The 7,236-nt window shown below is 76.4% G+C and carries 1 protein-coding gene and 2 pseudogenes; 1 reads left to right on the top strand and 2 read right to left on the bottom strand.

What is annotated here, in order from left to right; genetic code table 11:
- Together AOK18_RS35245 and gabT are read right to left on the bottom strand one after the other, a co-directional pair.
- A pseudogene (locus AOK18_RS35245) lies at positions 1 to 313 on the bottom strand (phosphatase PAP2 family protein); the annotation flags it as partial.
- Positions 314 to 791: 478 nt separating this feature from the next.
- Positions 792 to 2,123 (bottom strand): annotated as a pseudogene (gene gabT, locus AOK18_RS16790) (4-aminobutyrate--2-oxoglutarate transaminase); the annotation flags it as partial.
- A gap of 501 nt (positions 2,124 to 2,624) precedes the next feature.
- On the opposite strand from gabT, the gene AOK18_RS33060 reads away from it, so the two are divergent.
- Positions 2,625 to 7,236, top strand: a 4,612-nt coding sequence (locus AOK18_RS33060) for a hypothetical protein (protein ID WP_206281554.1), incomplete at its 3' end; no start/stop codon positions are given.

Below are 7,236 nucleotides of genomic sequence, written 5' to 3' on the forward strand. Positions count from 1 at the left end.
GGCGGTCGGTCCAGGCCTTCAGGGGCACGACGAGCACGGGGACCAGGGCCATCGCCACGGCTCCGGCCGCGGGCGGCAGCCACCAGCGGTCCCGGCCCGCGGCACGCCCCCGCCACGCGGCGTACGCCAGGGCGGCCGCCAGGGCGGGCACGGCCACCTCGGTGTTGCCGAGGTCGGCGAGCAGTTCGGAGGTCCGGTCCGGCCGGACGAGCGCCCCGCTCAGCCGTTCGTCCAGGTCCACCAGGGGACCGTCGGCGACGACCTGCCAGGTGATCAGCGCGAGGAGGAGGACGGGGGGCCCGAGCAGCAGCATGGTGCACAGCTTCGCATCCGCTCGCGCGCGGCCGTTCACGGCGGCGGGCCCCGGGGACGGGACACGCCGAAGGGCCGGTGCAAGGGGGGAGAGCACCGGCCCTTCGGTGAACGGCCTGCCGCGCGTGACGCGTGGGCTGCCGTCCGGACCGGAACGCCGCGCGCCCCGGGGGGTGTGGGGCGGGCGGCCGTCCGATCGTGAGGAGACCCGGAGACCGGGGCCTCCGGTTGTGTGCGCGAGGACACGACCAGGGCGAAGCCGGGGAGGCCTCGACCCGTACCGCTCACGGTTTCCCGCGGGCGGGTGTATCTCTTGTCCCGGTAGAACCTACGGCAGGGGGTGGACCCGCGACAGGGCCCACGGGTCCCCGCCATCCACCCCGCACACCTTCTTCACACGCTCCGCCGTCCGCGTCCCGGCGGCGCCGCCGGGCGGCTCACCCGCACCGTCGGGGCTCCGGACGCGCACGTGCGCCCGTTCAGAGGCGTGCGAACGCCTGCTCGAGGATGTCCAGGCCCTCGTTCAGCAGGTCCTCGCCGATGACCAGCGGCGGCAGGAAGCGCAGGACGTTGCCGTAGGTGCCGCAGGTCAGGATCAGCAGACCCTCCTGCTGGCAGGCCTTGGCCAGGGCCGCCGTCGCCTCCGGGGCCGGCTCCTTGGTCGCACGGTCCTTGACCAGCTCGATGGCGATCATGGCGCCGCGGCCGCGGACGTCGCCGATGAGGTCGAACTTCTCGGCCATCGCGGTCAGCCGGGTCTTCATGACCGCCTCGATCGCCTTCGCCCGGGCGTTGAGGTCCAGTTCCCTCATCGTCTCGATGGCGCCGAGCGCGCCCGCGCAGGCCACCGGGTTGCCGCCGTAGGTGCCGCCGAGGCCGCCGGAGTGGGCCGCGTCCATGATCTCGGCGCGTCCGGTCACGGCGGAGAGCGGGAGGCCGCCGGCGATGCCCTTCGCGGTGGTGATCAGGTCCGGGACGATGCCCTCGTCCTCGCAGGCGAACCACTGGCCGGTGCGGCAGAAGCCGGACTGGATCTCGTCGGCGACGAACACGATGCCGTTGTCCGCGGCGAACTCGGCGATCGCGGGCAGGAAGCCCTTGGCCGGCTCGATGAACCCGCCCTCGCCGAGGACCGGCTCGATGACGATCGCGGCCACGTTCCCGGCACCGACCTGCTTGGAGATCTGGTCGATGGCCTGGGCGGCGGCCTCCGGGCCCGCCTGGTCGGGGCCGGTCGGCCAGCGGTAGCCGTAGGCGACCGGAACGCGGTACACCTCGGGCGCGAACGGACCGAAGCCGTGCTTGTAGGGCATGTTCTTCGAGGTCAGCGCCATGGTGAGGTTGGTGCGGCCGTGGTAGCCGTGGTCGAACACCACGACCGCCTGCCGCTTGGTGTAGGCCCGCGCGATCTTGACGGCGTTCTCGACGGCCTCGGCGCCGCTGTTGAACAGGGCCGACTTCTTGGCGTGGTCGCCGGGGGTCAGCTCGGCGAGCGCCTCGGCCACGGCCACGTACCCCTCGTACGGCGTGACCATGAAGCAGGTGTGCGTGAAGTCGGCGAGCTGGGCGGCGGCACGGCGCACGACGGCCTCGGCGGAGGCGCCGACCGAGGTCACCGCGATGCCCGAGCCGAAGTCGATCAGACGGTTGCCGTCGACGTCCTCGATGATCCCGCCGCCCGCGCGCGCGGCGAACACGGGCAGTACGGAACCCACGCCCTGGGCGACCGCGGCGGTACGGCGGGCGTCGCGGACACGGCGGGCGTCGCGGGCGGTGCCGCGCCCGGGCCGGGTGGTGCCGCGCCGCCGCTCGGCGTGTGGGTCACTCGACCTCCCCCGTGGTCATTCGTCCCCGCAAGTATCGCCGCGGGAAGCGGCCTGCGCACCGGCCTCGGCACGACCTCGCTCCGACGGCGGTGCGGTCACCGGGGATTCCGGCCCGCGAGCGAACCCCGGACAGCCCCGGGCGCCCTCCCCGCACCCCTCCCTGCCCACGAACACGCCGGGGGAATCCGGTTGGTTCCGGGGCCCCGGGAGCGCACGGCACCGGCACGGCGGACGCGGTGGGCGGGGAGGCCGCGGCGGACGGGACGGCCGCGGCCGGGCGACCGCGTCCGGGTCCGGTCGACCGCGTCCGAGCCCGGTTGACGGCGTCCGGGCCCGCACGCGAAGTCGCACAAATTACAGCAGAGTTAACTTCCCATCCACCTGGTGGACGCCCTGCGGCTGCCTTATGATCCATCGCGGTCGGCGCCCCGCCCGGGCGGCCGCACGCCGCCGGAGAACTCGTCACGTCGACACAGGGGTACACGCGTGCGCGCTCAGCAGAAGGCGACCGGCGGGCCCGGTGGCGGAGCGGCCACCGCCGCGTCGGGACGGTCCGCCGCCCCGACCGCGCTCCCGGCGACGGCACCGGCCCCGCTCGCGGCCTCCGCGCCGCTCGACCGGCGGGGACTGCTCGCGCTCCAGCGGACCGCGGGCAACGCGGCGGCGAGCCTGGTGATGCGCGACGTCCAGCGCGCGCGGGCCGGCGGCGCCGTCCTCGACCCGCCCGCGCCCCTGCCGCCCGTCGAGCACGAGCGCGTCCTGCCGCCCTACCTGAAGGACCTCCGGGCCGGCGGCCTGTCCTTCACCAGCGGCCTGACCGGACACGGCTTCGTCCGCGACGAGGTGGCACGGGCCGCCGGGGACACCGGGGAGGCCGACCGCATCGGCGCCGAACTCGCCGCGCGCCCCGAGTCGTTCTTCGGGCAGGGCCGCTCCTTCGTGGTGCGCGGCCGGGGCGGCGTGCGCGACGTCACGGTCCGCGTCGTGCCCGGCGCCGCCGACGCCCCCGGCACCTTCCTCGCCGCCGACGCCCCGCGGGCGACGGCCGACGGCCGGGCCGCCGCACTCGGCGCGGACGCCGTGGCGGCCGAGACCGAGGGCGCCGACATCAAGGTCGACAGCCTGCGCAACTCCGCGGGCACCGGCAACAGCGGCACCCACAGGACCGGCAACGCCGGCTTCCGCGCGGCGGGCCGGGCGCTGTGGCCGGTGGCCCCGGCCGTCTGGGCGGGCGTCGAGGCCGCCGGGGACGCCGGGGTCACCTCGGCCACCGGGAACCACACCGCGACAACCGTCTCCGAGCCGCGCACCCTGCGCAGCGACGGCGGTTCCGTGGAGGTGGAACGGCACGTGCGGTTCCACGTGCGCGTCGCACGCGGCGCGCACGACCGTACGCCGCACACCGCGAGCGGACCGGGCACCCTCACCCAGCGGGTGCCGCGCGAGCACCTGGTGCCGGCCGGGACCGGGTCCCCGGCCCACGCGGCGCCCCTGGCGGCGGACACCGCGCACGAGGTGGCGCTGGCCGACTCGCTGGCGCCGCTGGCCGTGACGGACGCGGGCACGCCGCACGCCGGGGGCGGCGGCCTGTACGACAAGGTGGCCTCCGTCCTGCACCCCCGGCTGACGGCGCCCGGCGCCCCGGGCCGTCCCCATCTGTACGAGGCCACGTCGGCGGCGACCCTGACCGAGGACCTGCCGCGGCTGCTGGCGGGCTGGGTGATGGGCGAGGACCTCACCTCGGCCGACGGCGAGGTCAAGGGCTCCTACCGGATGCGCGCCGAGGTCCTCTCCATGGCACCGGCGTGGGGCATCGGCCGGACCCAGCTGCGGACCCACCAGCAGTCCGCGCTGACCGTCTCCGGCACCCGGGCCGAGGGCGGATCCGCGCACGCCGGCGCCGGACCCGCGCTGGCCTTCGGCGGGCCCTCGGTCGGGCAGGTGCTGCGGCTGTCGCAGCTGACCGCGGCCGGTGCCTCGCGCAGCCGTGCCGTGAAGGACGAACGCGCCGCCACCACCCGGCAGGGCGCCGAGGTGCGCGGCGAGAAGGCGCTGTACCGGGGCCTGTTCCGGCTGACGGTCGAGGGGACCGGGGCCCGGGCGGCGACCGGTCCCCGCACCGCCGCCCACGACGTCGACGTCATGGTGAGCATGCGGGCCGAGGAGGCGCAGGCGCTGGGCCTGCCGCTGCCGGAGGGAGTCGCCGGCGGCGACCTGGTGCGGACCACGGACGAGGCCGGCGACCCGCTGCCCGAGCGGGCGCTGCCGTTCGGCGGCAGGGGAGCGAGCGTGGCGCTGGGCCGCTTCGACGCGGCGCCGCTGCTCAGGGCGGTCGAGCGGCTGTTCGCGACCGACCCCCGGCTCGCCGGCTACCTGCCCCGGGAGTTCGGCGGCGCGGCTCCCCTCGCCCCGCCGCTGGCGGACGACGCGGCCGAGCAGCAGCGCACCAACTACCGGAACCTGCTGGCGGTGCTGTCGCAGACCAACATCCGTGCCAACAAGGACCAGCTGCTGTCCACCGGCATCCCGGTCCGGCTGCGCCGCAAGTCCGCCCTGCACGCGCACGACGTGCAGGTCACGGTCACCGGCAGCCTCGGACCGGTGGACTACCTGGGCGAGACCTCGGACTGGCTGGTGCGCAGCAGTTCCGGCACCGGCGGCAGCTCGCAGACCGGGCAGTCCAGTGCACGGAGCGTCTCCAGCAGGGTGGGGGTGCAGCTCCAGCTCGTGCCGGGCGTCGTCTCCGCCGGGGCGAGCCGCACCTGGGGGCTGACCTCGGGGCGGTCGGTGCAGGCGGGACCGTCGGTGCGCGGCGACTCGCTCAACAGCGGCCAGCCCGAACGCAGTTCCTTCGGCGCCACCCTCGACCTGGCCGTCCGGGTGACCAAGGTGACCCGGGAGCGCAAGGCGCTGCGGACGATCAGCCCCGGCATGCCCGGGCGGCACGAGCCCGAGGCCGAGACGATCGCCTCCTCGTCCGGCGCGGCCGACGGCGACCCGCTGCGCCTGGAGACGCAGGACGTGCGGCTCACCACCCCCACCGGGTTCACCGTCGACCCCGGCCGGGCCGGCCGGATACGGGACCGGGCCGCCCAGGTGCGCCCGCGCCACCGGGAGGTGGAGTCGGCCGGCATCGGCGCGCTGACCGGCGGCGCCCCCGTGGCCCGCGGACGGCAGGTGCGGGACTGGCAGTTCGTGGAGACGGTCGGGGACGCCAGGGCGGTCCGCGACCTCGCCTACCGGCTGCTGTCCGAGGCGGCCGCGCCGGACCGGCCCGACAACGCCCTCGCCGTCGAAGGGCTGGCGCCGCGGCAGGCCATCGAGTCCCAGCTGGGCCCGGGGGCCGTCAAGGCCGCGCTCCGGCAGGCCGTCGGCACCGGCTGGGTCGTCGACGACCTGCGCTACCCGCGACGGATCCAGGGCCTGAAGGGGGCGGTCGGCACCCGGTTCGCACTCGTCCACCCCCGCGTCGTGACCACGGCCAAGGGGCCCGGCACCGAGAACATGGCGCTCGGCGGCCACCAGGCGTCCGGGCAGAAGTCGCGCACGGTCTCCCAGTCGACCGCCTACGGCCTCTCCGGGCGGGAGACCGGCGACGGCTTCCAGATAGGTGAGAGCGCCTTCCACGGCCGGACCTCGCACCGGCGCACCGTCGAGGGCGCCGCGACGACCGGCACCGTGGAACGCAACTCCGTCGTGCCCCGGGGCCGGGACTTCCACCTGGTCCAGTGCGACCTGCTGGTGCACATGGTCGCGGAGGTGACCACCGGACTGTCGGGCACCAAGGTCAGGGCGGCCGAGCAGACGGTCCCCGGCGCGGTCGGCGTGTGGCTGACCGGGGAACAGCTCGCGGCGGCGGGCCTGTCGGCGCCGGGCGCCCCGGCCCCGGGCTCCGCCTCCGCCCTCGCCTCCGCCTCCGCCCCGGCGGGCGGCTCGTCGGCGGCCGGTGACCGCGCGCCGCTCGCCGGGGAGGAGACCGCACCGGCACCGCCCCCGCCGCCCGTGCTCGGCGAGCGGCTGCCGCTCGGATTCGGCCTGGTCGAGGACATGCCCGACCTCGTTCCGCTGCTGGGCGAGCTGCGCGGCCGGCTCCCCCGCTCCCTCGCCCGGGAACTGCTGCCCGACCGGCAGACCGACGACGAGTACCGCAACGTGCAGCGCCTGCTGCGCGTCCTGGACCGGGACGGCGCCGTCGGCCTACTCTCCGGCGCCATGGACGGAGGGGTCGCGGTGGAGCTGTTCCGCGACCGCCTCCGCCGCTACCGGGCGGTCCTGACCGTGCGGCGCACCGGGGACGCCGAGCCGGGCGGCCGCGCCGACGGCGACCGGGACATGGAGTTCGCCACGGTCGCGGTGGCGGACCGGGCGAAGGGCACCGAACAGGCGACCTCCACGGGGCTGAGCGGCTCGGTGACCGGGGCCGGCGAGCCCGGCGGCGGAGGAGTGCGGTCCACCGGCGGGATGCTCGGCGCGGGCTTCGGCTCGGCGGCGGCGACGCGGTCCGGGGAGACCATCCGCACCCAGGCCGGCATCCGCACCATCGTCGACGCGAGCGCGCCCGCCGTCCGGATGCGGGTGCCGATCGACGTGGAACTGGCCCTGCACTGCCCCGACGGCACGGTCCACCGGGCCTCGATGAACGGCAGGCACCTGGTGTACCGGGCGCTGGAGAAGGACCTGACGGCACTGTCCCGGCTGCGGGACGTCAGCGCGCCGGCCGCGGGCCACGGCCTGCGGCGCGTCGCCGAGCCCCCCGAACGGCAGCGGACCTGGCGCGCCCAGGGCGCCAAGCTGCCGATGGAGACCCAGGTCAACGGGTTCCACGGCGCCTCGGAACTGCGGACGGCCATCGACCGGACGGTGCGCGCGGCGCGCGGCGGCGCCGGCTTCGAGGGCCCGGCCCTCAGCCACGCGGCGTACGCGCAGGCGGAGGCGGTCTCCAGCGAGTGGCTGATGGCGGCACTCCCCCTGCTGACGTCCGCGGGCTGCGACCTGCCGACCGGCCACCTGTCCGGGTGGGAGGGCCAGGACCTCTCCACCTCCCTGCACGCCCGGCTGCGCAACGGCCGGGTGCTCGGCACCGGCGACATCGCGATCT

Origin of the sequence: Streptomyces prasinopilosus, from assembly GCF_001419695.1 — a bacterium.
GTDB lineage: Bacteria > Actinomycetota > Actinomycetes > Streptomycetales > Streptomycetaceae > Streptomyces > Streptomyces prasinopilosus.